We start from the raw sequence: 23,120 nt of genomic DNA, 5'->3' as shown, positions 1-23,120 counted from the left end.
TTTCCTATTCTCACCAAACCAACTTGCTATGTGGGATATCTAGGGAAACGGTGGTCAGGGACATGCGCAAGCTCTTGCTCCTCGCCCTGGTCGGCCTGGGCGCCCAGTTGGTCGACGGCAGCCTCGGCATGGCCTACGGCGTCACGTCGACCACGCTGCTGCTGGCGATCGGCACCAGCCCGGCCGCCGCCTCGGCCACCGTTCACCTCGCCGAGATCGGCACGACACTGGTGTCGGGTGTCTCGCACTGGAAGTTCGGCAACGTCGACTGGAAGGTCGTCCTCAAGATCGGCGTGCCCGGCGCGATCGGCGCGTTCGCGGGCGCCACCTTCCTGTCGAGCCTGTCGACCGAGACCGCGGCCCCGCTGATGTCGATCATCCTGCTGGCGCTGGGCCTGTACGTCTTCATCCGCTTCACCACGCAGGGCCTGCCCAAGGGCCGCCTCGGCAAGCCGCTGCGCAAGCGGTTCCTGGCCCCGCTCGGCATGGTGGCCGGCTTCGTCGACTCCACCGGTGGCGGCGGCTGGGGCCCGGTCGGCACCCCGGCCATCCTGGCCAGCGGCCGGCTCGAGCCGCGCAAGACGATCGGCTCCATCGACACCAGCGAGTTCCTGGTGGCGGTCGCGGCCAGCCTCGGCTTCATCGTCGGCATCGGCAACGAGAGCATCAACTACACCTGGGTGCTGGCCCTGCTGATCGGCGGCGTCATCGCCGCCCCGATCGCGGCCTGGCTCGTCCGGCACATCCCGCCGCGCGTGCTCGGCTCCCTGGTCGGCGGCCTGATCATCCTGACCAACACGCGCACCCTGCTGCGCAGCGACTGGATCGACGCGGGTGACGGCGTCCGCTACACGTTCTACGCTGTCATCTACGTGGTGTGGGCCGCCGCCATCGCGTACTCGGTCGCCCAGTACCGCAAGCACAAGACCGAGGACCAGGCCATCATCGCCGAGGCCGAGGCGATCGTCGCCACCGACGACCGCCCCGACGAGAAGGCCCCCGCCCCGGCCGCCTGACCTTCCGCCCTTGGTGAGGAGGCCCCCGCTTGCCGGCGGGGGCTTTCCCCTATCTCGGGGTCCCCCGATAGGTGCCGAACTGCCAGAGGTTGCCCTCCGGGTCGCGGGCCGCGAAGTCGCGGGAGCCGTAGTCGGTGTCGTACGGTGCCTTGACGATGTCGGCGCCGGCCTCGACCGCCCGCACGTGCAGGGCGTCGATGTCGTCGGCGACCACGTAACAGCCGAAGGTCCCCGGCTGGAGCTTCCAGATGCCGTCGTCCTTGACGTCGCCCAGCATGATGCCGCCGCCCAGCGGCCAGGCCAGCTCGGCGTGCGCCACCCCGTTCTCGTCGCCGTGGACGACGGTCTCTTCGAAGCCGAACGCGACGGCGAGGAAACGGATCAGGGCGCGGGCGTCGGTGGCCACCAGTGTGGGCCACACCTGGGGTCGAGGTTCAGTCATACCGCTCATGGTGCGCGGCCGCGCCGGCCATGGCTTGGACAAAACCGAACTCGTCGGCCAGCCACTGGGATGGCGCACAGCCGGCGAGCGCCTGGAACTCCCGTACGAAATGGGACTGATCGAAGAAACCGAAGCCGGAGGCGAGGCCGGAGATCGGGACACCGGGCCGCAGAGCCCGGCGCGCCCGGTCGAAGCGCGCCACCCGCGCGGCCTCCTTGGGCCGCAGCCCGACCTCGGACCGGAAACGATCGGTGAGGTGGCGCCCGCTCCAGCCCACCTCGGCCGCGACCGCGGCGACACTGACGCCTCCCGTCATCAAGCGGCTCCACGCGTGGGCGACCTCGGCCGCCCCCGACGCGGGCGGCGCCGAGCCGCCCGATGACAGGCCGATCCGGCCGGGGCGGTCGAGCGCGCGGCACAGCCCACGGTCGACCGCGGCGAATCGCGCGGGCCATGAAGTCGCCGCGGACACCTGCTCCCTGATCTCGTGGACCCGGGCCGGGCCGAGCACTGACGACGCCGGCAGATCCAGGCCTGACAATTCGCCCGCCGGCAGACCGAGCAGGGCGCGGCACCCCAGCGGCCGCAACGCCACCTGCACGCCCGACTGCCGCCCCTCGTGCCGGATGATCGCCGGCCCCAGATGGAGCCCGCCGATCAGCGCGTCATAACTTCCGGCCCTCTGCCGGGGATCGGGATGGGCGTCGACGATCAGCGGCTCGTCCATCGTGAAGATCAGCGTCAGGTACGGCGACGGCAGCCCCCGGTGCAGCCCAGGAGCGATGCCACGCTGCCGGTAGCCCGAATAGAAGGCGACATGCGGCCGCAGCCGAGCCGAAGGCGGGCCGATCGCATATTTGTCGACGACGGACACGTGTCGAGCATGACACGATGCGACGATGCCGAATGCGACAGTGATCGGAGCCGGGGTGGGTGGCCTGGCCGCCGCCGTCGCCCTGACCCGCCGGGGCTGGACGGTCACGGTGCTGGAGAAGGCGCCCGCCCTGGAGAACGTGGGTGCGGGCCTCGCCATCGCCCCGAACGGCCTGCGCGCCCTCGACGTCCTCGGTCTGGGCGACCGGGTGCGCGCGATGGCCGCCCTCCAGGGCACCGCCGGCATCCAGCGCCCGGACGGCCGCTGGATCTCCCGCACCGACGCCTCGGCCGCCGAAACCCGGTTCGGGCTGCCTACGATCGTCGTCCACCGGGCCGCCCTCATCCAGCTCCTGGCCGGCGCCGTCACCGAACTCCCCGGCCCCGGATCCCCGGCCTCGGGCGCCGACGCCGTTCTCCGGCTGGGCGTGCCGGTCGAGGACGTCGATCCGGCGACGGGCCGGGTGGTCACGCCCGGCGGCACCGTCGAGGCTGATCTTGTGGTCGCGGCCGACGGCCTTCATTCGCCTGTACGCCGAAAGCTGTTCCCGGAAACACCGGGCCCCGTCTACACGGGCGTGACGAGCTGGCGTTTCGTGGTGCCGCGACCACCGGGCGACCTGGAGATGTCGGAGACGTGGGGCGACGGAGCCGTGGTCGGCGTGGTCAACCTGGGCGACGACCGCGTCTACTGCTACGCGACGGCCCCGGCCCCACCCGGCGAGCGGGCCGACGACGAACGCGCCGAGATGCTGCGCTGGTTCGGCGGCTGGCACGAGCCCATCCCGTCCCTGATGGCGGCCGCCACCGAGATCATCCGCACCGACATCCGCTGCCTGGACGCCGCGCCGCCGTCCTTCCACAAGGGACGGGTGGCGCTGCTGGGCGACGCCGCCCACGCGATGACCCCGAACCTGGGCCAGGGCGCCTGCCAGGCACTGGAGGACGCCGTGGTCCTGGCCGCCCACGCGGGCGACCTGGCGGCGTACTCGAAAGACCGCGCGCCCCGCACCGCGACCGTGGCCGCGGCCTCCCGCCGGATAGGCCGTCTCGCCGCCCTGCGCGGCCCGGCGGCGACGCTGCGCAACGCCGGCATGGGGATCGCCGGGCGCCTGGGCCCCAACCTGGTCCTGCGGCAGATGGACCCGATCTTCAGCTGGCGCCCGCCGGCGTCCTGAGGCGCCCGGCGCGGTGTTCGCCGGACGCCCCGGAGCCGCCGTCAGTCGGTCAGGGCCTTGGCCAGGTCGTCGCGGAAGGCGCGCTCGTTGTCGGTGACGGTCTCGCCGCCCAGGCCGAGGACGCCGCCGGTGGAGGCGGCGCCGACGACGCTCTCGGCGATCTCGACGAGCCAGTGCTTGTAGGTCTCGGCGTCGGCCTGGTCGGCCTTGGCCGTCAGCAGGGCGTTCGCCTCGGCGGCGCGGCCCAGCACGTCCTCGGCGTAGGCGATGGGATCGCCGGGCTCGATGACCGGGGGCTCCTCGCCCAGGTCGGGGTCGCCCACGCGGGAGACGATGGCGCCGGCCACGGCCACGACGAGCGGGCTGGCCGAGGCGCGGGCGTCGGAGATGACATCGAGACCGGCGGCGCTCTCCTGCCGCGTCTTGCGGGTGCTGTCCGGCGAAGCGGCGCTCGCCGCGGTGAGCACCGACTGGGGAAGGCCGACCAGCAGCCCCCACTCGGGGTCGGTGAAGCCCAGCTTCGAGTACAGCGGCTCGTCACTCACAGGTGATTCCTTACGTCCGGCGGTCAGTTGGCCCCTGCTCTTATACCCCACGTCCCCGCCCCCGACGCGGCGTCGTCAAGGCCGAACTCCGCGCCGATCTCGGCGTTGGTCATGGGGGAGTCCCAGTCGCCCGACAGGTCGAGCTTGCCGGCGAGTGAGCCGATCGCCGTGCGGTTCGCCCGTCCGACCGGAGGAACGTCCTTTGCCACGGGAGTTCCCGCACGGTCGATGATGTGCGAGAGCTGCGTCTTGATGTCTGACATGGGCGCACCGCCGCGGTCAGCCGACAGCTTAGTCGGCCGCGGAGGCGGCTTGCCTGACCGAGTCCTGAGGTGGTCGCGGGCCCGGACGCCGGCGGCCGGCCCCCCGGCCCGGGGCGCCGGCGTCCGGGCCGGTCTCAGGCGGCCAGCGGCTGGGGCTCGGGGGTGGGCACCACGGTGCCCGCGATCAGTTCGGCGGCGGCCTGGCCGCAGGCCCGGGTGGCGCCGTACGTGGCGATGTGCACGCCGCCCAGCACCGTCACCGGCAGGCCCATTTCGACCACGATCGCGTCGGGGCGGGCCGCCAGCAGGGCGGTCAGGGCCTCGGCCTGCCACGGGTGGCGGTGCACGTCGCGGACCACCACCACCAGGGGGCGGTCGCCGGCCGCCTCCAGCGCGGCGGCCGGGTTGTCGTTCTCGGCCAGGCGGACCGTCTCGGTGCCGGGGAGCAGCTCGTCCAGTGGCGCGCTCAGGCCCCACGGGGTCTCGGCGCCGATGGCGATGTTGCGGGGCGGGGCGAACTCCACCACGTACGCCGGTTCGGTGATCGGCAGCGCGGTGGCGCCCTCGGTGCGGGTCACCCGGACCGCGCGGCGGGCCGCGTCGAAGCCGATACCCGAACCCGTAGAAAGCCCGTCCAAGACCGCCCCACCGCCGCCCTTGACCGGACTGAAGGCCACCGACACCACCTCGGGGCCGGCGTCGGCGACGGCCCGGGCGCCGGTCGCCGTCTGGGTGCGGGTGGTCCATTCGCCGAGCTCGCGGACGCGGGCCGCGGCGTCGCGCAGCCGCTCCTCGGGCAGGGTGCCGTCGACGACCGCGGCCACGATGGCGTCGCGCAGCTCGGCCGCCGTGTGCTCCTCGGCGTGGTCGCCTCCGACGCAGATGGCGTCGACGCCGGCGGCCAGGGCGCGCACGGTGGCGCCGGTCAGGCCGTACTTGCGGCGCACGCCCTGCATCTCGATGCCGTCGGTGACGATCAGACCCCGGAAACCCAGCTCCTCACGGAGCAGGCCGGTGAGGATGCGGCGGCTGAGCGTCGCCGGGAGTTCCTTGTCGTACGCCGGAACGAGCAGATGACCCGTCATGACCACCCGCACGCCGGCCTCGATCGCCGCCCGGAACGGCACCAGCTCACACTCGGCCAGCTGCTGCCGGTCGCGGTCGATGAGCGGCACGTCGTGGTGCGAGTCGACGCTGGTGTCGCCGTGGCCGGGGAAGTGCTTGGCGCACGCGGCCACGCCGGCCGCCTGGAGACCGCGCACGAACGCGGCCGAGTGGCGGGCCACCAACTGCGCCTCGGCGCCGAACGCCCGTACGCCGATCACGGGGTTTCCGGGGTTGCTGTTGACGTCGGCGTCGGGCGCGTAGTCGAGCGTGATGCCGGCCTTGGCCAGGTCGTCGCCGAGGTCGCGGGCCACGGCCTCGGTCAGCGCCGCGTCGTCGATCGCGCCCAGGGCCAGGTTGCCGGGCCGGGAGCTGCCGAGCCGGGACTCGAAGCGGGTGACGTCGCCGGCCTCCTCGTCGATCGCGACCAGCACGTCCGGGCGCTCGGCCCGCAGCTGCGCGGTCAGCGCCGCCACCTGGGCCGGTGATTCGACGTTGCGGGCGAACAGCGCGACGCCGCCGAGCCCCTCGCCGAGCCAGCGGCGGACCCAGTCGGGCGCGCTGGTGCCGACGAATCCGGGCTGGAGCACCGTCGCGGCAAGCTCCGGCAATTCGCCAAATTTCGGCATTTGTCCCCCGTACGTTCCGGCTGCCTGGTCGCGTGCGGTCCCAATGGTCACATCGCTCCGCGATTTAGTCAACAAACCTTTCTATTAGCTGAGACGGCTACGCTGTCGCTGTGACTGCCATCCCCCTCGCCGCCTCGGGTGTCGACTGGTCCGAGGTGCACGCCGTCCGCCTGCTCGGTGTCGCTCTGGCCGCGCTGATCCTGCTCTGGGCGATCCGCCGCATGTTCGGCGGCAAGAAATAGGGGTAACTCGGGCGGTATGCGCATCGGTTACTTCTTGTCCTGCGAGGAATACACCCCGGCCGAGCTGATCGAGCAGGCGCGCGGCGCCGAGCGGGCCGGCTTCCAGGCCCTGTGGATCTCCGACCACTATCACCCGTGGGTGGACGCCCAGGGACAGAGCGCCTTCGTCTGGTCGATGATCGGCGCGATCAGCCAGGCCGCGCCCAGCCTGGAGATCACCACGGCGGTGACCTGCCCGACCGTACGCATCCACCCGGCCGTCATCGCCCAGGCCGCCGCCACCAGCGCCGTCCTCACCGGCGGCAAGTTCCGGCTCGGGGTCGGCACCGGCGAGGCGCTCAACGAGCACATCTTCGGCGACGCGTGGCCCGAGTTGGACGTACGGCTGGAAATGCTCGAAGAATCGATCGAGATCATGCGGGGGCTCTGGGCGGGCGGGAACTACTCCCACCACGGCAAGCACTACACGGTGGAGAACGCCCGCATCTACACGCTGCCGGAGAAGCCCGTCGAGATCCACATCTCCGGGTTCGGGCCCAAGGCGACCGAGGTCGCCGGTCGGCTCGGCGACGGCTACGTGAGCGTCATGCCCGACGCCGACCTCGTGTCGCGCTTCCGCTCCTCCGGCGGCGGCAAGAAGGTCGTCCAAGGCGGATTCAAGGCCGCGTACGCCTCGTCGGAGGAGGAGGGCGCGCGTCTGGCGTACGAGAAATGGCCGAACTCGGGCGTGCCCGGCGAGCTCTCCCAGGTGTTGCCGTCGCCCAAGCACTTCGAGCAGGCGTCCGAGCTCGTCACCCAGGACATGGTCAAGGAGAGCTTCGTCTGCGGCAACGATCCGCGGCCGCACCGCGAGATGATCGAGAAGTACGAGAAGGCCGGGTTCGACGAGGTGTACGTCGCCAACACCGGGCCGCACTACCAGGGCCTTCTCGACCTGTACGCCAAGGAGATCCTCTAGGCGTTTGCGCATCGGAGACCTGGGGCACAATGGCCGCTCGATGAAGATCCCCGTCTACGGACCCCGCCTGCGCAAGGTCGCCCGCAAACACTTCGGGTGGCCCTCCCTGCGCCCCGGCCAGTTCAAGCCGATGCGCGCCGTGCTGCGCCGTCGCGACGCCCTGGTCGTCCTGCCCACCGGCGCCGGCAAGTCGGCGATCTACCAGATCCCGGCGGTCCTGCTGCCCGGGCCGACCGTGGTGATCTCGCCACTGCTGGCCCTGCAGCAGGACCAGATCGCCGCCCTCAACGAGCGCGACGACCCGGCCATCCGCGCCGTGCGGGTGAGCTCGGCCGAGACCCCGGCGCAGCAGCGCGCGGCCATCGCCGAGATCGCCGAGGGACGGGCCGAGTTCCTCTTCATCACCCCGGAGCAGCTCAGCGACCCGGAGCGGATGGCCGAGGTCCGCGCGCTGAAGCCGGGACTGGTCGCGGTCGACGAGGCGCACTGCATCTCGTCGTGGGGCCACGACTTCCGCCCCGAGTTCCTGGCCCTGGGCGACCTGATCAAGGGCATCGGCCGCCCGCCGGTGCTGGCCCTGACCGCGACGGCCTCGCCGCCGGTGCGCGAGGACATCATCGAGCGGCTGCACCTGAACAAGCCCGAGATCCACGTCTCCGGCCTGGACCGGCGCAACCTGTTCCTCGAGGCGGCGTACTGCCCCGACGAGAACTACCGCTGGCGCAAGCTCACGGCCCTGCTCGACTCGGCCGCCCGCCCCGGCATCATCTACGTGCCGACCCGGCGCGCGTCGGAGGAGCTGGCCGAGAAGCTGACCGAGGCCGGATATCCGGCCGAGTTCTACCACGGCGGCATGGCCGGCGGCGCCCGCGAACAGAAGCACGAGGACTTCACGAACGACAAGGTCGACATCATGGTGGCCACGTCGGCGTTCGGCATGGGCATCGACAAACCCAACATCCGGTGGGTGGCCCACATGGCCCTGCCCGACTCGCCCGACAGCTACTTCCAGGAGATCGGCCGGGCCGGCCGCGACGACGACCCGGCCCAGGCGCTGCTGCTGTGGCGGGCCGAGGACGAGGCCATCCAGCGCTTCTTCAACGGCGGCGCCCCCGACGAGAAGGAGCTGCGCGACCTGGCGGCGGCGGTCCGGAAGGGCCCGTCGACCAAGGCGGAGCTGAAGGAGAAGACGGGCCTGGGGCCCCGCAAGCTCTCGGCCTACCTGGCCCTGCTGGAAGAGGTGGGAGCAGCGGTGACGGGCCGGGGCAACCGTGTCACGGTGCCGGTCTTCGCCCCGCTCCCGGCGGCCGCGGCGGCCGCGGCGGCCGCGGCCCTGAAGGTCCACGAGCGACAGCAGGTGCTCGACCGCTCCCGGACCGACATGATGCGGGGCTTCGCCGAGACAAGGGCCTGCCGCACACAGACACTGCTGGCCTACTTCGGCGAGGACCTCACGAAGCCGTGCGGCCATTGCGACAACTGCGAGGAGGGCTCGGCCGAGGAGATCGAACAGGCCTCGGGCGACGAGCCGTTCGCGGTGCACAGCAAGGTCCGCCACGCCGAGTGGGGAGTGGGCATGGTGATGGGCTACGAGGAGGAGCGAGTGACCGTCCTGTTCGACGAGGTCGGTTACAAGACCCTCTCGGTGCCGGTCGTCCTCGAGAACGAGCTGCTGGCGGCGGTCAGCTGATCGTCACTCGGCCGGTGACGGTCTTGCGGTTGTCGCCGGGCTGGATGATGTCGCCGTACATCAGGCGGATCACTGCCTTGTCCAACGGCGAGTACTGGGACGGGGCGTCCGTGTACTCGCTGTAGAAGATGCTGCTCGCGTACTTGGCCGAGTCCTCCGTGAAACCCATCGTCTGAGTCAGTTCGCCCCGGATCAGGCGGCACCGTTCGCGGGCCGTGGTGTCGTCCGAGCGGATCAGGACGGTGGCGCTGTCGATGTTGTAGTTGCCGTCGCGGTGGGTGTTGAACCAGGCCACGTCGTTGTCGTGGAAGTCGTACTGGGCGTCCAGCGAGTGGAACTTGGACAGCGGCGTGACGTACAGCTCGATGTCGCCCGGGCCCTCGGCCAGCTGAAGATCGGTGGTTCGGGACAGGGCGTTGAAGTCGGCGATGGTCTTCGTCAGGCAGCTCCGGCCGGCGTCGGTCAAGCCGTGGACCCGGACCGTGACCAGCTCGTCGGTCCACCGGTAGACGACGTTGTCCTTGTCGGTGCTCTTCGTCCCGAGCGCGACGGCGAGGAAGTAGTCGAGGGTCGCCTTGCTGACCTTCGGCTTGGGCGCGGGAGAAGCGGGCGCGGGAGAAGCGGGCGGGGCGGCGGAGACCGGAGCGACGGAGGCCGGGGCCGAAGAGGCCGGGGCCGAGGAGGCCGGGGCCGCGGTGGAGCCGTGGGCCGGCGCATGACACGCGGCCAGGAAGCCGGTGGTGGTCAGGAGCAGCGGCACGAGGCCTTTGGTGATGGCCGAACGCATGGGGGCGCCCTTCTCTGAACCGGGACGGCGCCAAGATCGTAAACCTTTAATCCGGGGCGGCGGACACGAGGCACACCTCGGTCACGCCGGCGACCGTGCGGGTCAGCGCGGTCACCACGGCCCGGTCCGTGTCGTCGGTGAAGGGGCCGGTGACGGTGGCGGCGCCGGCCTTCACCGTGGCCGTCCAGCGCGGCGCGTATTCGTCCAGGCGGTGCTGGACCTCGGCGGCCAGGGCCTCGTCCGTACGGACCATCGCGCGCAGGATGTCGCGGCGGCTCACTATGCCCACCACCGCGCCGTCGTCCAGGACGGGAACGCTGCGGACGTCGTGGGTCAGCATGGCCTCGGCGATCTCGGCCAGGTCGGCGCCGGGCCACGTGGTGATCGGGGCGGGGGACATGGCCTCGGCGACCGCGGCCGGGCGGGCGTGCGCGACCGGCGGCGGGGCCAGCATGTGCGCGGTCCGGTCGGCCGGCACGCGGTGGCGCAGCAGGTCGCCCTCGCTGACCACGCCGACCAGGTCGCCGGCCTCGGTGACGACGGGCAGGGCGGTCACGTTGTTCGACGTGAGCCGGGCCACCGCTTCCTCGACGGGCGCGGTCGGCGCGACGGTGACAACGGGACTGGTCATCACGTCCTTGGCTCTCATGAGTCCATCGTGGCGCATGGGAGCGCCCGGCGCCCGGGACCAAAGTCCCGGGACTATCGGGAGGTTGGGCCCGGGTGCCAAACGGCCGGGCGGAGGAGTCTCAGTGGTGTAAGCGATTGAGGAGGAACGATGAACGCCACCGCTGAGAGCCGCGTCAACCACCTCGAGACCGTCGAGGCGCCGGGCGCCATGCTCACCAAAACCGCCGCCCGTGCCCTGGCCGTTCTGCGCATCTCGACCGGCCTGGTCTTCCTGTGGGCGTTTCTGGACAAGACCTTCGGGTTCGGCTACGCCACCCCGGCCGAGCGGGCCTGGGTCAACGGCGGGTCGCCGACCAAGGGCTTCCTGTCGAACGTCGAAGTCGGGCCGTTGCAGGGCTTCTTCCGCGACATCGCGGGCGCCCCGTGGGCCGACTGGGCGTTCATGCTCGGGCTGCTCGGCATCGGGCTCGCGCTGGTCCTCGGCATCGGCCTGCGGATCGCCGCCGGCGCCACGATCGTCATGATGGCCCTGATGTGGGCGGCCGAATGGCCACTGGCCCGCAACGCCGGTTCGAGCAACCCACTGATCGACTACCACGTCATTTACGCGATCGGCACCGTCGTCCTGGCCCTGACCTACGCCGGGCACACCTGGGGCCTCGGCCGCTACTGGGCCCAGCTGCCCTTCGTCCAGAAGAACCGCTGGCTCATCTGAAAGCAAGGCCGGCGGCTGAGCAACAACTGGCAACTCTTTGCCGCCGCGACACGCTCGACGAAACCATCGCGTAACAGTGATGCGGGTCACCCGCACCGGCGGCGCGGAGGAGATCGAGATGGGAAAGACGCGTGTGGCGACGGCGCTGGCCGGTGCGATGGTGCTGGTCAGCGCCGTCGCGCTGTCCGCCTGCGGCGGCGGTGACGACAGCGGTGGCGGTGACGGCAAGACGCTCAACGTCCTGATCGCCGCCAACACCCAATATCCGGACGAGTTCCAGGCCTGGCAGAAGGACATCAGCGCCAAGTTCCGGGCGCAGACCGGCGCCGAGGTGAAGTTCGAGACCTTCGCGACCGCCAACGACGAGCTCACGAAGATCCAGACCTCGGTGGTCAGCGGTTCCGGGCCTGATGTGTACGCCGTGGGCACCACCTTCACGCCGACCGCCTACTCGACCGGCGCCTTCGTCAAGCTGGGCGACGAGGAGTGGAAGAAGATCGGCGGCAAGGAGAAGTTCAACCCGGCCACGCTGGGCATCTCCGGGCCGGACGAGCAGAACCAGGTCGGTATCCCCTGGGTCAGCCGGCCGTTCGTCATGGCGTACAACACCGAGATCTTGAAGGCCGCGGGCATCGACAAGCCGGCCACGACCTGGGACGAGCTGGGGCAGCAGGCCAAGCAGTTGACCAAGGGCGATCAGTACGGTCTGGCCATCGCCTACAAGGACAACTTCGACCCGTGGAAGTTCGTCTGGGGCATGTCGGCCCAGGCCGGCAACCCGCTCGTCGACGGCAGGACGGCCCGGCTCCAGGACCCGACCGTGCTGACGGCGTACGAGACGTACTTCGGCTGGCTGGCCAAGGACAAGGTGGTCGACCCGGCCGCCGTGGGCTGGACCAACCCGCAGGCCGTGGCCGCGTTCGCCAAGGGCAAGACCGGATATTTCGCGCTGACCACGACGACCGCCGCCAACTCGCTCAACCAGGGCGCGGTCAAGGGCAAGTGGAAGTTCGCCCTGCTGCCGACCGTGCCGCCCGGCGCCACCAGCCGACCGGCCAACGGCGTCGAGGCGGCCAGCATCCTCTCCGGCGACAACCTGCTCGTCGCCGACTACTCCAAGAACAAAGACCTGGCTTTCGAGTACGTCAAGTTGGTGACCGACCAGGAGGTCCAGCTCGACTACTACAAGAAGTTCGGCAACCTGCCGGCCAACGCGGCCGCCCTGCAGACGCTGTCGAACGACGAGACGCTCGGCCCGGTCACCGAGGCGGCCAAGAAGTCGGTGGCCACCCCGTTCACCGGCGCCTGGAGTGACATCCAGCTGGCGCTGACCAACGTGGCCGTGCAGTCGCTGCCCGACCTGGCCAAGGGCTCCATCAGTACGGCCCAGATCGACGCCCGCGTGGCCGAGGCGCAGAAGTCGGCCCAGTCGGCCCTCGACCGGGCCAAGTGATGACCACCCTGGTGACACCTCCGGAGCGGAAAGCACCGGCGCACGAGAAGCACCGCAAGGGGGTGACGCAGCAGCAGCGCCCGCTGTGGCTGCTCACCCCGGGCGGGCTGCTCCTGGTGCTGGTCGTGCTGATCCCGCTGGCCCTGGCCGTCTATCTCTCGCTGCTCGACCTCGACCAGTACACGCTGCGCCGGTGGATCGAGGCGCCGTTCATCGGGCTCGACAACTACGTCGAGTCGCTCGATTCGGGCCTGCTGCACTCGATCTGGATCAGCGTGTCGTTCTCGGTGCTGTCGACGGCGGTGACCGTGCCCATCGGCATCGCGGCCGCGCTGGTCACCCAGAACGCCTATCGGGGGCGCGGTCTCGTGCGGGCCGCGTTCCTCATCCCGTACGTCCTCCCGTCCTTCGTCGTCGCCTCGGTCTGGCGGACGATGCTGCAACCGGACGGCGTGGTGAACGCGTGGCTGTCCAAAGTGGGCGTCGACGGCGGGCTGTGGCTGAGCGGCCCGAAGTCTTACTGGACGCTGGTACTGGTGGAGATCTGGGCGGCCTGGCCGTTCATCTATCTGATGGCGCTGGCCGCGCTGCAGTCGGTCGACCACGAGGTGCACGAGGCGTCGGCGGTCGACGGGGCGACCTGGTGGCCGAAGCTGAGCCGGGTGATCCTGCCCTATCTGCGCGGGCCGGTGCTGCTGGCCTGCCTGCTGGCCACGCTCAACCACATCAACAACTTCACGCTGCCGTTCGTGCTGTTCGGGGCGCCCGCCCCGGACGACGTGAACGTGATGCCGATGCTGGTCTACGTCACCAGCTTCCAGGGCCTGCGGTTCGGGCTCAGCGCGGCCATGGCGGTGGTGTCACTGATCATCATCGCGATTCCCTTGTACGTCTATTTGCGAGCCGTCCGGCTCGACGTCCATGAAGAAGGGGGCCGGAAGTGAGTGCCTCCGCTTCGGCCGAAGCCACCCGATTGCTGCCGCGGCCGCTGCTGGCCACGCTGACCGTGCTGCTCTGCGCGATGGTGCTCGTCCCGGTGTCGTACATCGTGCTGGCCTCGCTCAACTCCGACGTGGGCGTGGCCTCGGGCGAGTTCTGGCCGAGCTCGTTCAGCTTCGAGAGCTACACGAAGATCTGGACCACGGCCGACCTGTCCACCGGCATCGTCAACAGCTTGATCGTCTGTTCCTGTACGGCTGTGGCCTCGGCCCTGCTCGGCACGACGACGGCGTACGTGCTGGTGCGCTACAGCTTCCTCGGGCGGCTCACCATCCTGCGCGGCCTGGTCGGCCTCCAGAGCATCCCGGGCACGCTGATGCTGCTGCCGGTCTTCGTGCTGTTCTCCTCGGCCGGCAACTATCTGGGACTGACCGTGATCGGCACGCGGTGGGGGCTGTTCGTGGCCTACCTGACGTTCGCGCTGCCGTTCTCGACCTGGGTGATGGTGACCTATCTGCGCGGGCTGCCGCGCGAACTGGAGGAGGCGGCCCGCACCGACGGCGCGTCCACGGTGGTCATCCTGTGGCGGATCATCTTCCCGCTCAGCCTTCCGGCGATCGTGGTCGCTGGCATCTTCGCCTTCCTGCTCGGCTGGAACGACGTGCTGTTCGCCTCGGTGCTGACCCGGCCCGAGACCCACACGGCGGCGGTCGCCCTGTCGATCTTCGGGTCGGCCCAGGAGGGCGGCGCGCTGCCGGTCTATTCGCAGATGATGGCGGCGGCGCTGATCTGCGCGCTGCCGGTGGTGCTGCTCTACCTGGCGTTCCAGCGCTATCTGGTCGGCGGCCTGACCGCGGGGAGCGTGAAGTGAGGGTCGCGGTGATCGGCCTGGGCACGGTGTCGGTGGTGCATCTGGCCGCCCTGGCCAAGCTGGACGTGGAACTGGTCGCGACGTCGGAGGGTCGCTTCCGCGACCATCGGGTGCTGCTCGACGAGGTACGCCCGGACGCGGTGCACATCTGCACTCCCCATGACCAGCATGTGCCGGTGGCGCTGGACGCGCTGGCGCGGGGTGTCCACGTGCTGCTGGAGAAGCCGGTGGCGCACACCGTAGCGGCCGCCGACGAGCTGCTCGCGGCGGCGAAGGACAACCCGTCGGTGACGGTCGGGGTGTGCTTGCAGAACCGCTACAACCTGGCCTCGGTGGCGGCCCGGGAGCTGCTCCGCTCCGGCACGCTGGGCCCGATCGCGGGCGCGTCGGCCACGGTCATGTGGCACCGCGACGACGCCTACTACGAAGCACGCCCGTGGCGCGGGCGCATCGCCCGCAGCGGCGGCGGCGTCCTGATCAACCAGGCGATCCACACGCTGGATCTGCTGCAGTGGCTCCTCGGCGACGTGACCGATATTTCCGCTCAGGTGGGACATTTCGCGGGCCGCGAGGTTGAGGACACCGTGACCGCGGTCCTTGATCACGCCGTGGGGACGCTCAACGATCGCCGGGCGGCGGGCACACTCGACGGACCACCCGCCGTGGGCGCGCGCAGTGTCTTTTTCTCCACCGTGACCAATGCCGTGGACTCGCCCGTGACCATCGAGATCGCCACCGCGGCGGCGACGCTGACCATTCGCGGTGACCTGACGGTCCGGCACGCGGACGGGCGGGTCGAGGTGATCGCCGAGCGCCGGGCCGGCGCCGGTGGGCGCGACTACTGGGGCGCCTCGCATGAGCTCTTGATCGCCGACTTCTACCGCTCACTGCGTACCGGGGAAGCCTTTGCCGTTGATCTTGAAGAGGGGATGAGATCCCTGCGCCTGGTCGACGAGATCTACCGACAGAACATCTGAAAGGGCTACGCCATGTGGACTCTCTCCGGCTTCTCCGACGAGATCTCGCCCGACTTCACCGAGCAGTGCGCGGTCGCGACCGGGCTCGGCCTGCGATATCTGGAGGTGCGCAGCGCCTGGGACGTCAACATCCTCGACCTGTCGGCCGAGCAGCTGGCGACGATGCGGAAGACGCTGTCGCGGTACGGCCTCAAGGTCTCCAGCATCGGATCGCCGATCGGGAAGATCCCCGTCGAGGAGGACTTCGGTCCGCATCTCGAACGGATGCGCCACGCGGCCGAGGTGGCGAAGCTGTTCGAGGCGCCGTACATCCGGATCTTCTCGTTCTTCACGAGCGACCCGGCCGCGCACCGGGCCGAGGTGATCGAGCGCATGCGGGCGCTGGTGCGGGTGGCCGAGGAGGCCGACCTGATCCTGCTGCACGAGAACGAGAAGGAGATCTACGGCGATGTGCCCGCCCGCTGCCTCGATCTGATCCGCTCGGTCGGCTCGCCCTATCTGCGCCTGGCCTGGGATCCGGCCAACTTCGTCCAAGTGGGCGTCCGGCCCTACACGGACGGTTACGCGGCGCTGCGGCCGCACGTGGAGTACGTGCAGATCAAGGACGCCCTGTTCGCCGACGGCACGGTCGTGCCGGCCGGTGAGGGCGACGGCGAGCTGGCCGCGACGATCCGGGCGCTGCGCCACGACGGATTCGACGGGTTCTTCTCGCTGGAGCCGCACCTCGCGGCCGGGCACGCCTTCGGCGGCTATTCGGGGCCCGAGCTGTTCCGCACCGCGTGGCAGGCCTTCACCGGCCTGCTGAAGAAAGAGGAGATCGAGTACGCATGAGCCGTTACAGAATCGCCCTGGCCGGCGCCGGGGTCATCGGGCGCCATCACGGGCTGGTCATCAGTCAGCTGGTGTCGCGGCTGGAGTTGGTGGCCGTCGCCGATGTCGTCGTCGAACGCGCCGCCACGCTGGCCTCGGTCCACGGCGGACGGCCCTATGCCTCGCTCGGTGAGGCACTGGCCGCCGAGGAGATCGACATCGTGGTCGTCTGCACACCGACCGGTCTGCACGGGCCGGTGGCGATCGAGGCTCTGGCCGCCGGCAAGCACGTCATCGTCGAGAAGCCGGCCGAGATCACCGTCGCGCGGACCGACGAGATCATCCGCGCTCGCGACAAAGCCGACAAATTGGTTACGGTGATCTCGCAGCACCGCTTCGATCCGTCCACTGTTCGCGTCCTCGACGCCATAGCCGCTGGCGAATTCGGGCGAGTCAGCTCGGGGATCGCCGTCATCGACTGGTGGCGGGGCCAGAGCTACTACGACTCCGGCGACTGGCGCGGCACGTGGGACCTCGACGGTGGCGGCGCCCTGATGAACCAGGGCGTGCACACGGTCGACCTGCTGGTGGCCGCCCTGGGCCGGCCGGTCGAGGTCTTCGCGTACGCCGGCACGCTGGCCCACGAGCGCATCGAGGTCGAGGACGTGGCCGCCGGCGTCGTCCGCTTCGAGTCGGGCGCCCTGGGCGTGCTGCACGCGACCACGTCGGCCTATCCCGGGCTGAGCGCCCGCCTCCACGTGCACGGCGACCGCGGCTCCGCGGTGATCGACAACGACGCCCTGGCCTTCTTCCACGCCACGCCGGCCGGCGCCCCGATCGAGGACAAGTTGATGGGCGGCACCCAGACCTTGTCCGGCGCGGACGCCGGCTCCGTGGCCGCCGCCAACCCGGGATCGTTGTCGGACGCGCACCGCCTGCAATATCTGAACTTCCTGGGCGCCCTGGACGGCAGCGAGCCCTTGGTGGTCGACCTGGAAACCAACCGCCGATCGATAGCCGTCATCACCGGCGCGTACGAGTCGGCCCGCACCGGAAAGCCGGTGAAGCTGGCATGAGCCGCATAGCCGCCAACCCGATCCCCTATTGGGCCACCGCCGGCAAAACACGAGCCGTACTGGCCGAGGCCTTTGCCGACTTCCAGCAGATCGGATTCACCGCGGTCAAAGCCGACGTCCCCGGCGACATGACGGCGGACACGTACCGCGACTGGATCGCCGGTTACGGCCTGCAACCATCGCTCAGCCTCTTCAACTCCCCGTTCGACGAGACGGTCACCCTCCCCGAGGAGGTGGAGAAGGCCAAGCGGTTCGCCGCCACCCAGGTCGCCCTGGGCCTGGATCGGACGATGGTCTCCTCCATGGCCGTACCGGAACGCCTGGCTCGTCCCGCGACCGGCGCCGCGTTCTCGGAGTCTCGCCTGACCAGGGCCATCGACATGTGCGGCGAGATCTGCCGGACCCTGACCGCCGAGGGGCTGCGCCCCCTGCACCATTCCCACGTGGGCGGCATCTTCGAAACCGAACACGACATCACCCGCCTGCTCGACGACCTGGGCCCCGAGGTGATCGGCTTCGGCCCCGACACGGGCCATCTGCGCTGGGCCGGCATCGACCCGGCCCCGTTCATCAGCCGCTACGCGGACCGTCTGGGCGGCATCCACATCAAGGACTGCTTCCCGGACCACCTGGACAACCGCACCTTGTCCTACCGGGAGGCCACCGCTTCGAAGCGCTTGTGGGCGGAACCGGGCCTGGGAGTGGTCGACTTCGACGCGGTCCTGGCCGCCATCCCCGCCTCCTACGACGGCGACTTCATGATCGAGGTGGACGAGCCCAGCGTCGACTCCAAGCTGGAGTCCCACCGCATGTCCTTCGCCTGGGCGCGGAAGGCTCTGGCCGGCCGAGTGGACGACTGACGCCGGCCAGCACACAACCGCATCGGCATCGCCGCCGATCCTGTGGCGTGGCGTGATGAATCAGCTCCTCTATCCGATCGACGGGGCGCCCGACCTCAGCGACGAGACCGCCGCGCGGCTGGTCGCCAACGTCAACGGGGGCAGGCTCTACTCCACGTCGGCCGAGGACTTCGCCGCGGCGATCGGCCAGACCCTGCGGGCGGGCTCGCTGCCGCCGGGCACGGCCGGGATGAGCCGCCGCTTCACCGAGGCCGAGCTGCTCGATTTCGTGCGCCGCGTGGCCGCGCGGTTGTAGTCCTGTCGCGGCTCAGCGTTTCCGGCGGGCGGTGTGGTTGTGGTCGTGTCGCGGCTCAGCGCTTCCGGCGGGCGGTGCGGGCCCGGGCGGTGGAGCGGCGCACAACGAGGCGGACCGGGAGGACCAAGGGCTGGCCGCTCGGGCGGGCGCCCTGGGCTATGGCTATGCAGTTGCTCATGCCGGTGAGGCCCATGCGGTACAGCGGTGAGGCGATGGTGGTCAGCTGGGGCTCGACCAGCTCGTCGAAGATGATGTTGTCGAAGCCGACCACGCTCACCTGCTCGGGGACGCCGATGCCGAGCTGGCGCAGGCCTTTGAGGACGCCGATGGCGAGCTGGTCGTTGTAGGCCTGCACCGCCGTCGCCTCCAGCTCGGCCACCCGCAGGGCGGCGCTCAGCCCGGCCAGGACGGTAGGGCCGTAGGGGCCGACGCGGCGGGCGTCGAGGTGCAGTTCGGCCGCGGCCTGGCGCAGGGCGCGCCAGCGGACGCCGTCCGACCAGCTGGTCTCGGGACCGGCCACGTAGGTGATGCGCTCGTGACCCAGCTCGGCCAGATGCTCCACCGCGCGCTTGATTCCGCGCTCGGCGTCGTTGAGCACGCAGTTGGCCTCGGGGATGATGCGGTTGAGCAGCACGACCGGTTTGCGGCGGGCCACCATGCGCAGGGCCGAGTCGGTCATCCGGGAGCTGGCGATGACGACGCCGTCGACCTGTTCCAGCTCCTGTTCGATGGTCTGGCGCTCCACCCGCGGCGACTCGTTGGTGTGGGACAGGATCAGCTGATAGCCGGCGTCGCGCGCGGCCTCGTAGGCGCCCTTGATGATGTCGCCGTAGAACGGATTGGTGACATCGGCGATGACCAGCGCGATAGCTTTGCGCGGGGCTTCCTCGGGGGCGGCGCTCCGCTTGACCGGCCGCACCCGATATCCGAGCCGGTCGGCCGCCGCGAACACACGCTCGGCGGTGTCCGCGTTGACGCGCCCGGGACGTGCGTAAGCCCGGGACACCGTGGACGGTGCCACCCCGGCCTCGCGAGCCACGTCGTAAATCGTCGGGCGGCCCATTTCACCGATGTTAATTGATCCGCTCCGATGAAACAGCAGCCCCGGCCGAGGTGATCTTGGACGAACGGCCGACTGCGCCCCACGACCGCGGTCGGCTCAAATGGTGCGGCAACAAAGATCAACAAACGGAGACCCATGTCGTACGACCCCTCGCCGTCCCCCTATCAAGGCGACAGCCACCTACCCGTCCCACCCGACGTCGTCCCGCCGTCCGCGACCCCGGAGATCACGAGCGCTTACCCGCCCGGGATCACAAGTGGCTATCCGCCCGCGCAGCAGCCGGGCGGCTACCCACCGGCGGGAACCTTTCCAACGGCCGGTGCCTATCCACCCGCGGGCGCGTATCCGCCCGCCGGCGCCTACCAGGCCCCTGGTGCATATCCACCGGCGGGCGTCTATCAACCCGTCGGCGCTTATCCCATTGCGGGCCCGCCGGTGGTCGTCATCGGGAACCCGGCGCCCACCTCGGGCTACGCCGTGGCGTCGATGGTCCTGGGCATCGTGGGCATCCTCGGCGGCTGGTGCACCTTCGCGGTTCCGTGCATCCTCGCCGTGGTGCTGGGTCACGCCGCGCTCAACGAGATGAAGCGGGTCCGCAAGGAGGGTCGCGGCATCGCCATCGCCGGCCTGGTGCTCGGCTACGTCTGCCTGGCCCCCGCCATCCTCGTGTTCTTCTGGGTCTTCCTCGCCGGCACGCTGGGCTTCGCCGGCGCCGCATGAGGAGGGGAAGGAAAGCGCGGCCGGAGGCCAGGTGGGGGTGAGGCGGGCAGTGCGGGTCCTGGCTGGCGGCCGTGGGGTGAGGCGGGCAGTGCGGGCTCTGGCTGGCGGCCGTGGGGTGAGGGGCCAGCGCGGGCTCTGGCCAGCGGCTGTGTGGGGTGAGGCGGCCAGCGCAGGTGCTGGCCCCGGCGGCCGTATGAGGTGTGGGGCAGCGCGTCGCCGGACAGGTCGGCTGGGAGACGTGCCCGGCGGGCGGCGGAGCGGTCAGTGGGGGAGAGAGCGCGGGGCCAGGCGGGTCAGCTGGGTGACGTGGCCGGGGTTCAGCTCCGCCAGCGAGTGGGCGCCCAGCAACTTCATCGTGCGGACGATCTGCTCGGTGAGGATCTGGATGGTGCGGTCGACGCCGGCGCGGCCGCCCGCCATCAAGCCGTAGAGGTAGGCGCGGCCGATGAACGTGAACTTCGCGCCCAGGGCTATCGCGGCCACGATGTCGGCGCCGTTCATGATGCCGGTGTCGACGCTGACCTCCACGTCGTTTCCCACCTCGCGGACCACCGACGGGAGCAGGTGGAACGGGATGGGGGCCCGGTCGAGCTGGCGGCCGCCGTGGTTGGACAGGACGATGCCGTCGACGCCGAAGTCGGCCAGCTTGCGGGCGTCCTCGACCGTCTGTACGCCCTTGACCGCCAGCTTGTGCGGCCACATCTCGCGGATGACGCGCAGGTCCTCGTAGCTGATCGTCGGGTCCATGGCCGCGTCCAGCAGCTCGCCGACCGTTCCTCCCGTGGCCGACAGGGAGGCGAACTCGAGTTTCGGGGTGGTCAGGAAGTCGTACCACCACCAGGGGCGGGGGATCGCGTTGGCGATCGTGCGCAGGCCCAGCTGGGGCGGGATGGAGAAGCCGTTGCGCTTGTCGCGCAGGCGGGCGCCCGCCACGGGGGTGTCGACCGTGAAGAACAGGGTGTCGAAGCCTGCTTTGGCCGCTCGCTCCGTCAAGGCGTACGAGATCTCGCGCTTGTTCATGACGTAGAGCTGGAACCAGTTGCGGCCGGTCGGGTTGGCCTCCTTCACCGTCTCGATGCTCGTGGTGCCGAGCGTGGAGAGGGTGAACGGGATGCCGGCGGCGCCGGCTGCGGACGCTCCGGCCGTCTCGCCCTCGGTCTGCATGAGGCGGGTGAAACCGGTCGGCGCGATGCCGAACGGCAGGGCCGACGGGCCGCCGAAGACCGTGGTCGAGGTGTCGACGTTCGCCACGTCGCGCAGGACGTTCGGGTGGAACTCGATGTCTTTGAAGGCCTGCCGGGCCCGGGCCAGGGACAGCTCGCCCTCGGCGGCGCCGTCGGTGTAGTCGAAGGCGGCGCGCGGGGTGCGGCGCTTGGCGATCAGCCGGAGGTCTTCGATGGTGAGCGCGGCCTCGAGCCGGCCGTCCCGGCCGAGCCGCGGCTTCTTGAACTGCATGAGCTCGAAGATCTCGGCGGGTTTGGGGAACTGACGTTGTACCACCGGTGTCTCCTCAGGCGCGGGTCTTAAGAGACTAGTACCGATCGGGCCAGCGAGGAGAGGGCGGGCCACAGGCTGGGAGCCGCGCCGATGGTCAGCTCGGTGGTGAAGTCGTCGCCGTGGCCGCCGAGGATCACGCCGGCCTCGCGGGCGATCAGGGCGCCGGCCGCGATGTCCCACAGGTTCGTGTCGAGGGCGAGGCCGCCGTCGAGGCGCCCGGCGGCCTGATAGACCAGGTTGAGCGCGGCCGGCAGGCGGCGGATGTCGCCGGAGACCGGCAGCAGCTCCCGGATCACCTTGCCGGCGCGTTCCTTGGTGGCCGGGTTGGGCTGGAAGCTGACGCCGACCAGCGCCTTGTCGAGCGACGGGCCGCCGGAGACGGTCAGACGATGTCCGTTCAGGAACGCGCCGCCGCCGTCGATGGCGCTGAACGTCTCGTCCGCCACCGGCTCGTGCACCACCGCGACCCGGGCCTGCTCACCCTCGTAGAGGGCGACGCAGACCGACCACGGGCCGGTGCGGCTGATGTAGTTGCGGGTGCCGTCGAGCGGGTCGACCACCCACATCCAGCCGGTCGTGCCCTCGCGGCCGTGCCCCTCCTCGGCCTGCACGGCGTCGCCGGGCCAGGCCGCGGTGATCGCGTCGACGATGAGGCGCTCGCTGGCGATGTCGACGTCGGAGACGACGTCGTTGGCGTGCGCCTTGGGCGCGCCCACCCGCAGCGTGTCGTGCCGTTCGAGCTGGAGGCGGCCGGCCTGGGCGGCGACGGTGGCGGCGAGGTCACGCGCCGCGGCAAGATCCCGGTTCATCGCCGGTCAGACTAGCGGTAGTCGGCGACGAGGTCCTCGTACTCGGGGTGCTCGGCGACGAACTGCGCGAAGAACGGGCAGGAGGGTACGACCTGGACATCGCGGGCGCGGAAGGCGTCGAGCGTACGGGTGGCCAGCTCGTTGCCGAGGCCGCGACCGCGGAAGGCCGGGTCGATCTCGCTGTGCACGATGATCGCCACCCCGTCGCGCATGCGGTAGTCGGCCTTGCCGCCCCATCGGCCGTCCACCGTGAGCTCGAAGCGGCGGTGCGCGGGGTTGTCTCGGACGTCGATGTCGCTCATTGACCAAATGTAGGGTCGCGCGGTGCCCGTACCCTTGCAAGGGTGTTGAAACCCACCCGGCGAATCGCCGCCGCACTCACCTCAGCCGCCCTCGGCCTCGCGCTGCTCACCGGATGCAGCAGCGACAACGTCGACTGCGGACTCGACCAGTGCACCGTGACGATCCAGCGGGAGACGAGCGCCAGCGCGAGCTTCCTCGGTGTCGAGGCGAAATTCATCAGCGCCGACGCCAACACGGTGACGTTGGAGGTCGCCGGCGAGCAGATCAGTCTGACCAAGGGACAGCAAGCCGTCGAGGTCGCGGGGCTTCAGGTACAGCTCGACAGCGTGACGAACGACGCGATCGGTCTACAAGTATCGAAGGCGTGACGTTTGG

The 23,120-nt window shown here is 70.4% G+C and carries 27 protein-coding genes; 16 read left to right on the top strand and 11 right to left on the bottom strand.

The genetic code is table 11. The features are described from left to right. Positions 1-62: 62 nt before the first annotated feature. Positions 63-1,016 carry a sulfite exporter TauE/SafE family protein gene (locus tag ACQP2X_RS37690; RefSeq protein ID WP_498690110.1) on the top strand — a complete coding sequence of 318 codons (954 nt, stop codon included), beginning with the start codon at positions 63-65 and terminating at the stop codon, positions 1,014-1,016. 49 nt (positions 1,017-1,065) lie between these two features. On the opposite strand, the gene ACQP2X_RS37685 is transcribed toward ACQP2X_RS37690, so the two are convergent. Together ACQP2X_RS37685 and ACQP2X_RS37680 are read right to left on the bottom strand one after the other, a co-directional pair. Beyond that, complete coding sequence (locus ACQP2X_RS37685; RefSeq protein ID WP_498690108.1) at positions 1,066-1,458, bottom strand: VOC family protein; 393 nt, start codon at positions 1,456-1,458, stop codon at positions 1,066-1,068. Beyond that, positions 1,451-2,332 (bottom strand): helix-turn-helix domain-containing protein, encoded by an 882-nt coding sequence (locus ACQP2X_RS37680; protein WP_498690105.1) that lies wholly within the window; start codon positions 2,330-2,332, stop codon positions 1,451-1,453. Before ACQP2X_RS37680 ends, ACQP2X_RS37685 begins: the two co-directional genes overlap by 8 nt. 25 nt (positions 2,333-2,357) lie before the next feature. Here ACQP2X_RS37680 and ACQP2X_RS37675 point away from each other — a divergent pair, with 25 nt between their 5' ends. Continuing rightward, the gene (locus ACQP2X_RS37675) at positions 2,358-3,509 is read left to right on the top strand and encodes an FAD-dependent monooxygenase (protein ID WP_498690104.1); all 1,152 of its coding nucleotides are present in this window, start codon (positions 2,358-2,360) and stop codon (positions 3,507-3,509) included. A gap of 41 nt (positions 3,510-3,550) precedes the next feature. On the opposite strand, the gene ACQP2X_RS37670 is transcribed toward ACQP2X_RS37675, so the two are convergent. The 3 genes from ACQP2X_RS37670 to ACQP2X_RS37660 all read right to left on the bottom strand — a co-directional run bounded on the left by ACQP2X_RS37670 (position 3,551) and on the right by ACQP2X_RS37660 (position 6,050). Continuing rightward, positions 3,551-4,054 (bottom strand): hypothetical protein, encoded by a 504-nt coding sequence (locus tag ACQP2X_RS37670; RefSeq protein WP_498690103.1) that lies wholly within the window; start codon positions 4,052-4,054, stop codon positions 3,551-3,553. Between the two features lie 23 nt (positions 4,055-4,077). After that, positions 4,078-4,317, bottom strand: coding sequence for a prevent-host-death protein (locus ACQP2X_RS37665; RefSeq protein ID WP_498690101.1), 240 nt, complete (start codon positions 4,315-4,317; stop codon positions 4,078-4,080). A gap of 134 nt (positions 4,318-4,451) precedes the next feature. After that, positions 4,452-6,050: a glycoside hydrolase family 3 protein gene (locus ACQP2X_RS37660; RefSeq protein ID WP_498690099.1), complete on the bottom strand. Its 1,599-nt coding sequence runs from the start codon at positions 6,048-6,050 to the stop codon at positions 4,452-4,454. 110 nt (positions 6,051-6,160) lie between these two features. On the opposite strand from ACQP2X_RS37660, the gene ACQP2X_RS37655 reads away from it, so the two are divergent. Genes ACQP2X_RS37655 through ACQP2X_RS37645 form a run of 3 tightly spaced genes read left to right on the top strand, consistent with a single transcriptional unit; the run spans position 6,161 to position 8,940 of the window. After that, complete coding sequence (locus ACQP2X_RS37655) at positions 6,161-6,292, top strand: hypothetical protein (RefSeq protein WP_281260836.1); 132 nt, start codon at positions 6,161-6,163, stop codon at positions 6,290-6,292. A 16-nt stretch (positions 6,293-6,308) separates the two neighbouring features. Next, the gene (locus ACQP2X_RS37650; protein ID WP_498690097.1) at positions 6,309-7,250 is read left to right on the top strand and encodes a TIGR03557 family F420-dependent LLM class oxidoreductase; all 942 of its coding nucleotides are present in this window, start codon (positions 6,309-6,311) and stop codon (positions 7,248-7,250) included. A gap of 40 nt (positions 7,251-7,290) precedes the next feature. Further along, on the top strand, positions 7,291-8,940 hold the full coding sequence (locus ACQP2X_RS37645) for a RecQ family ATP-dependent DNA helicase (protein ID WP_498690096.1): 1,650 nt from the start codon (positions 7,291-7,293) through the stop codon (positions 8,938-8,940). Here ACQP2X_RS37645 and ACQP2X_RS37640 read toward each other — a convergent pair. After that, the gene (locus ACQP2X_RS37640; protein ID WP_498690095.1) at positions 8,933-9,727 is read right to left on the bottom strand and encodes a DUF2927 domain-containing protein; all 795 of its coding nucleotides are present in this window, start codon (positions 9,725-9,727) and stop codon (positions 8,933-8,935) included. The genes ACQP2X_RS37645 and ACQP2X_RS37640 overlap by 8 nt on opposite strands. A 46-nt stretch (positions 9,728-9,773) precedes the next feature. Then, positions 9,774-10,376, bottom strand: a complete 603-nt coding sequence (locus ACQP2X_RS37635; protein WP_498690093.1) for a CBS domain-containing protein — start codon at positions 10,374-10,376, stop codon at positions 9,774-9,776. A 129-nt stretch (positions 10,377-10,505) separates the two neighbouring features. Here ACQP2X_RS37635 and ACQP2X_RS37630 point away from each other — a divergent pair, with 129 nt between their 5' ends. The 9 genes from ACQP2X_RS37630 to ACQP2X_RS37590 all read left to right on the top strand — a co-directional run bounded on the left by ACQP2X_RS37630 (position 10,506) and on the right by ACQP2X_RS37590 (position 18,353). Beyond that, positions 10,506-11,072, top strand: a complete 567-nt coding sequence (locus ACQP2X_RS37630; protein ID WP_498690090.1) for a DoxX family membrane protein — start codon at positions 10,506-10,508, stop codon at positions 11,070-11,072. Between the two features lie 118 nt (positions 11,073-11,190). Then, on the top strand, positions 11,191-12,525 hold the full coding sequence (locus ACQP2X_RS37625; RefSeq protein WP_498690088.1) for an ABC transporter substrate-binding protein: 1,335 nt from the start codon (positions 11,191-11,193) through the stop codon (positions 12,523-12,525). Next, a complete protein-coding gene (locus tag ACQP2X_RS37620; RefSeq protein ID WP_498690087.1) occupies positions 12,525-13,469 on the top strand; it encodes a carbohydrate ABC transporter permease in 945 nt (314 codons plus the stop codon). Before ACQP2X_RS37625 ends, ACQP2X_RS37620 begins: the two co-directional genes overlap by 1 nt. After that, on the top strand, positions 13,466-14,335 hold the full coding sequence (locus ACQP2X_RS37615) for a carbohydrate ABC transporter permease (protein WP_498690085.1): 870 nt from the start codon (positions 13,466-13,468) through the stop codon (positions 14,333-14,335). Before ACQP2X_RS37620 ends, ACQP2X_RS37615 begins: the two co-directional genes overlap by 4 nt. Continuing rightward, positions 14,332-15,312 carry a Gfo/Idh/MocA family protein gene (locus ACQP2X_RS37610; RefSeq protein WP_498690083.1) on the top strand — a complete coding sequence of 327 codons (981 nt, stop codon included), beginning with the start codon at positions 14,332-14,334 and terminating at the stop codon, positions 15,310-15,312. The genes ACQP2X_RS37615 and ACQP2X_RS37610 overlap by 4 nt, the downstream gene beginning before the upstream one ends. A 12-nt stretch (positions 15,313-15,324) precedes the next feature. After that, positions 15,325-16,143 carry a sugar phosphate isomerase/epimerase family protein gene (locus tag ACQP2X_RS37605; protein WP_498690082.1) on the top strand — a complete coding sequence of 273 codons (819 nt, stop codon included), beginning with the start codon at positions 15,325-15,327 and terminating at the stop codon, positions 16,141-16,143. Next, positions 16,140-17,198, top strand: coding sequence for a Gfo/Idh/MocA family protein (locus ACQP2X_RS37600; protein WP_498690081.1), 1,059 nt, complete (start codon positions 16,140-16,142; stop codon positions 17,196-17,198). The genes ACQP2X_RS37605 and ACQP2X_RS37600 overlap by 4 nt, the downstream gene beginning before the upstream one ends. Beyond that, positions 17,195-18,058: a sugar phosphate isomerase/epimerase family protein gene (locus tag ACQP2X_RS37595; RefSeq protein WP_498690079.1), complete on the top strand. Its 864-nt coding sequence runs from the start codon at positions 17,195-17,197 to the stop codon at positions 18,056-18,058. Before ACQP2X_RS37600 ends, ACQP2X_RS37595 begins: the two co-directional genes overlap by 4 nt. A 55-nt stretch (positions 18,059-18,113) precedes the next feature. Further along, positions 18,114-18,353, top strand: coding sequence for a hypothetical protein (locus ACQP2X_RS37590; RefSeq protein WP_498690077.1), 240 nt, complete (start codon positions 18,114-18,116; stop codon positions 18,351-18,353). Positions 18,354-18,408: 55 nt separating this feature from the next. On the opposite strand, the gene ACQP2X_RS37585 is transcribed toward ACQP2X_RS37590, so the two are convergent. Next, the gene (locus tag ACQP2X_RS37585) at positions 18,409-19,416 is read right to left on the bottom strand and encodes a LacI family DNA-binding transcriptional regulator (RefSeq protein WP_498690075.1); all 1,008 of its coding nucleotides are present in this window, start codon (positions 19,414-19,416) and stop codon (positions 18,409-18,411) included. Positions 19,417-19,851: 435 nt separating this feature from the next. Here ACQP2X_RS37585 and ACQP2X_RS37580 point away from each other — a divergent pair, with 435 nt between their 5' ends. After that, the gene (locus tag ACQP2X_RS37580; protein ID WP_498690073.1) at positions 19,852-20,136 is read left to right on the top strand and encodes a DUF4190 domain-containing protein; all 285 of its coding nucleotides are present in this window, start codon (positions 19,852-19,854) and stop codon (positions 20,134-20,136) included. A gap of 261 nt (positions 20,137-20,397) precedes the next feature. Here the strand turns inward: ACQP2X_RS37580 and ACQP2X_RS37575 are convergent, their stop codons facing one another. Genes ACQP2X_RS37575 through ACQP2X_RS37565 form a run of 3 tightly spaced genes read right to left on the bottom strand, consistent with a single transcriptional unit; the run spans position 20,398 to position 22,744 of the window. Continuing rightward, on the bottom strand, positions 20,398-21,636 hold the full coding sequence (locus ACQP2X_RS37575) for an alpha-hydroxy acid oxidase (RefSeq protein ID WP_498690072.1): 1,239 nt from the start codon (positions 21,634-21,636) through the stop codon (positions 20,398-20,400). A gap of 23 nt (positions 21,637-21,659) precedes the next feature. Then, the gene (locus ACQP2X_RS37570; RefSeq protein ID WP_498690070.1) at positions 21,660-22,442 is read right to left on the bottom strand and encodes an inositol monophosphatase family protein; all 783 of its coding nucleotides are present in this window, start codon (positions 22,440-22,442) and stop codon (positions 21,660-21,662) included. Between the two features lie 11 nt (positions 22,443-22,453). After that, positions 22,454-22,744, bottom strand: coding sequence for a GNAT family N-acetyltransferase (locus tag ACQP2X_RS37565; RefSeq protein WP_498690069.1), 291 nt, complete (start codon positions 22,742-22,744; stop codon positions 22,454-22,456). 42 nt (positions 22,745-22,786) lie between these two features. Between ACQP2X_RS37565 and ACQP2X_RS37560 the strand changes: the two genes are divergently transcribed. Continuing rightward, positions 22,787-23,113 (top strand): hypothetical protein, encoded by a 327-nt coding sequence (locus ACQP2X_RS37560; RefSeq protein ID WP_498653907.1) that lies wholly within the window; start codon positions 22,787-22,789, stop codon positions 23,111-23,113. Positions 23,114-23,120: the final 7 nt, after the last annotated feature.

The organism is Actinoplanes sp. CA-131856, from assembly GCF_050956135.1.
Lineage (GTDB): Bacteria > Actinomycetota > Actinomycetes > Mycobacteriales > Micromonosporaceae > Actinoplanes.
Note: the sequence above shows the minus strand (reverse complement) of the source record. Positions and strands in the feature narration are given on the sequence as shown.

Coding starts and splice junctions, on each gene's coding strand:
- ACQP2X_RS37690 (WP_498690110.1), top strand. CDS start 63: ATGCGCAAGCTCTTGCTCCTCGCCCTGGTCGGCCTGGGCGCCCAGTTG.
- ACQP2X_RS37685 (WP_498690108.1), bottom strand. CDS start 1,458: ATGACTGAACCTCGACCCCAGGTGTGGCCCACACTGGTGGCCACCGAC.
- ACQP2X_RS37675 (WP_498690104.1), top strand. CDS start 2,358: ATGCCGAATGCGACAGTGATCGGAGCCGGGGTGGGTGGCCTGGCCGCC.
- ACQP2X_RS37665 (WP_498690101.1), bottom strand. CDS start 4,317: ATGTCAGACATCAAGACGCAGCTCTCGCACATCATCGACCGTGCGGGA.
- ACQP2X_RS37660 (WP_498690099.1), bottom strand. CDS start 6,050: ATGCCGAAATTTGGCGAATTGCCGGAGCTTGCCGCGACGGTGCTCCAG.
- ACQP2X_RS37650 (WP_498690097.1), top strand. CDS start 6,309: ATGCGCATCGGTTACTTCTTGTCCTGCGAGGAATACACCCCGGCCGAG.
- ACQP2X_RS37645 (WP_498690096.1), top strand. CDS start 7,291: ATGAAGATCCCCGTCTACGGACCCCGCCTGCGCAAGGTCGCCCGCAAA.
- ACQP2X_RS37640 (WP_498690095.1), bottom strand. CDS start 9,727: ATGCGTTCGGCCATCACCAAAGGCCTCGTGCCGCTGCTCCTGACCACC.
- ACQP2X_RS37635 (WP_498690093.1), bottom strand. CDS start 10,376: ATGAGAGCCAAGGACGTGATGACCAGTCCCGTTGTCACCGTCGCGCCG.
- ACQP2X_RS37630 (WP_498690090.1), top strand. CDS start 10,506: ATGAACGCCACCGCTGAGAGCCGCGTCAACCACCTCGAGACCGTCGAG.
- ACQP2X_RS37625 (WP_498690088.1), top strand. CDS start 11,191: ATGGGAAAGACGCGTGTGGCGACGGCGCTGGCCGGTGCGATGGTGCTG.
- ACQP2X_RS37620 (WP_498690087.1), top strand. CDS start 12,525: ATGACCACCCTGGTGACACCTCCGGAGCGGAAAGCACCGGCGCACGAG.
- ACQP2X_RS37605 (WP_498690082.1), top strand. CDS start 15,325: ATGTGGACTCTCTCCGGCTTCTCCGACGAGATCTCGCCCGACTTCACC.
- ACQP2X_RS37600 (WP_498690081.1), top strand. CDS start 16,140: ATGAGCCGTTACAGAATCGCCCTGGCCGGCGCCGGGGTCATCGGGCGC.
- ACQP2X_RS37595 (WP_498690079.1), top strand. CDS start 17,195: ATGAGCCGCATAGCCGCCAACCCGATCCCCTATTGGGCCACCGCCGGC.
- ACQP2X_RS37590 (WP_498690077.1), top strand. CDS start 18,114: ATGAATCAGCTCCTCTATCCGATCGACGGGGCGCCCGACCTCAGCGAC.
- ACQP2X_RS37585 (WP_498690075.1), bottom strand. CDS start 19,416: ATGGGCCGCCCGACGATTTACGACGTGGCTCGCGAGGCCGGGGTGGCA.
- ACQP2X_RS37570 (WP_498690070.1), bottom strand. CDS start 22,442: ATGAACCGGGATCTTGCCGCGGCGCGTGACCTCGCCGCCACCGTCGCC.
- ACQP2X_RS37565 (WP_498690069.1), bottom strand. CDS start 22,744: ATGAGCGACATCGACGTCCGAGACAACCCCGCGCACCGCCGCTTCGAG.